We start from the raw sequence: 1,821 nt of genomic DNA on the forward strand, positions 1-1,821 counted from the left end.
CCAGCACGTCCGAGCTGCTGGCCTACCTGAACGCCCATAAAGATTTCGAGCCGTTGTTGGAGTGACCTGAATGATCGGAATGGATCGCCGTACCGGCCAGCCGATCAGCGGCCTAGAGCACCTGCGGCAGTCCATTGAAGACATTCTGTCGACCCCATTGGGCGCTCGCCGGATGAAGCCAGAATACGGCAGCAGCATTCGTCGTTTCGTTGACCTGCCGGTTAACGAGGGCTGGAAAGGCGCAGTGCAGGCCGAAGCGGCGCGGGCGTTAGGTCGGTGGGAGCCACGAGTGAAGCTCGGCAGCATCAAGGTTGTAGCGGTGCTCAACGGCAAAATCACATTCAGCCTCGTGGCTGAGTACCAGGGCGAAAACAAGCTATTGGAGGTGTCTGCATGAACATTGTGGACCTGTCATCGCTACCGGCCCCGGATGTTCTGGAAACCTTGGACTTTGAGGACATATACACCGAGGAGCTGGCGAACTTTCGCCTGTTGATGGGTGAGGGTTGGAGTGCTGAGCTTGAGAGCGATCCGGTAGTCAAGCTGCTGGAGCTTGCCGCTTACAACAAGGTGGGCAATCGGGCGCGGGTCAATGACGCGGCCAAGGCCTTGATGCTGGCTTACGCCAAACGCGCAGACCTTGAGCAGTTGGGTGCCCGGGTAAACCTCAAGCGTCTTGTGGTTGTCGCTGAAGACCTCACGACGTCACCTCCCACAGCCCAGGTGATGGAAGAGGATGACCCGTTTCGCGAACGCATCCAGATGAGCTGGGAAGGCCTGTCCACAGCCGGGCCTCGTAACAGCTACATCCTGCATGCGCGTAACGCCTCCGGACTGGTGGCGGATGCGACGGCAGAAAGCCCGTCTCCTGCTGTTGTGGTGGTCACTGTTCTAGGCCTTGAGGGTGATGGCTCGGCCGATGAGGCGTTGCTGGATACGGTGCGCGCTGCTCTCAGTGACGAGGATGTGCGGCCTTTGGGTGACCGTCTCACGGTGAAGGGTGCTGAAATTATCCGTTACACCATCACCGCCATTCTTCATCCAGTTGGCACCGGCTCAGAAAGTGAGGCGGCGCTGGCCGACGCTCAGGAGCGTTTGGCTAAGTGGATGAATCCAAGGCGGCGACTGGGCGTTGAGGTGGCCCGTTCAGCCATTGATGCCCAATTGCATGTCGCGGGGATTCGTCGCGTCGAGCTGGTGGGCTGGAACGACATCCGACCCACCAAGGAACAAGCGGCTTACTGCACGTCAGTTAGCGTGAAGTTGGGGGTATGACATGAGCCTGCTGCCGAACAACAGTACGCCGCTTGAGCGCGCTATAGAGGGCGCAACCGCCGAAGTTACTCCGGCCCCGCTGCGATCCATTTACGACCCTGTGACGTGTCCAGTGCCCTTGCTGCCGTTTCTGGCGTGGGAATGCTCGGTAGACCGATGGGTGGATACATGGCCTGTAGCGGTGAAGCGAGCGGCAATCAGTGCGTCGTATTACATCCATAAGCACAAGGGCACGATTGGTGCGATTCGTCGCGTGGTCGAGCCTCTGGGTTATCTGGTCAGCGTCGTCGAGTGGTGGCAGAAGGTGCCGGAGGGAGAGCCTGCCACGTTTGAGCTTGAGGTGGGCGTTCTTGAAACGGGGATCACCGAAGAGACCTATCAGGAACTGGTTCAGCTGATCGATGACGCCAAACCCGTCTCCCGACACCTGACCGGGCTGGCGATCAGCCTGGAAAGTACAGGCCGCCAGTACATGTCGGCTTGCCTCTATGAGGGTGACGAAATCGACGTCTATCCACCTGTGCCGCGTGACATTGAGGTCGCAGG

3 protein-coding genes are annotated in these 1,821 nt (G+C 59.3%); all 3 read left to right on the plus strand.

Features of this window, described 5'->3' with window-relative positions:
• The first annotated feature begins 70 nt into the window (after positions 1-70).
• The gene (locus AUC60_RS27335) at positions 71-397 is read left to right on the plus strand and encodes a GPW/gp25 family protein (RefSeq protein ID WP_087274702.1); all 327 of its coding nucleotides are present in this window, start codon (positions 71-73) and stop codon (positions 395-397) included.
• Positions 394-1,275: a baseplate assembly protein gene (locus AUC60_RS27340; RefSeq protein ID WP_087274703.1), complete on the plus strand. Its 882-nt coding sequence runs from the start codon at positions 394-396 to the stop codon at positions 1,273-1,275. The genes AUC60_RS27335 and AUC60_RS27340 overlap by 4 nt, the downstream gene beginning before the upstream one ends.
• Position 1,276: 1 nt before the next feature.
• Positions 1,277-1,821 (plus strand): phage tail protein I (locus tag AUC60_RS27345; protein ID WP_087274705.1); only part of this gene is annotated, 545 nt, incomplete at its 3' end.

The sequence above is a fragment of the Pseudomonas caspiana genome (assembly GCF_002158995.1).
In the GTDB taxonomy this organism is placed as follows: domain Bacteria; phylum Pseudomonadota; class Gammaproteobacteria; order Pseudomonadales; family Pseudomonadaceae; genus Aquipseudomonas; species Aquipseudomonas caspiana.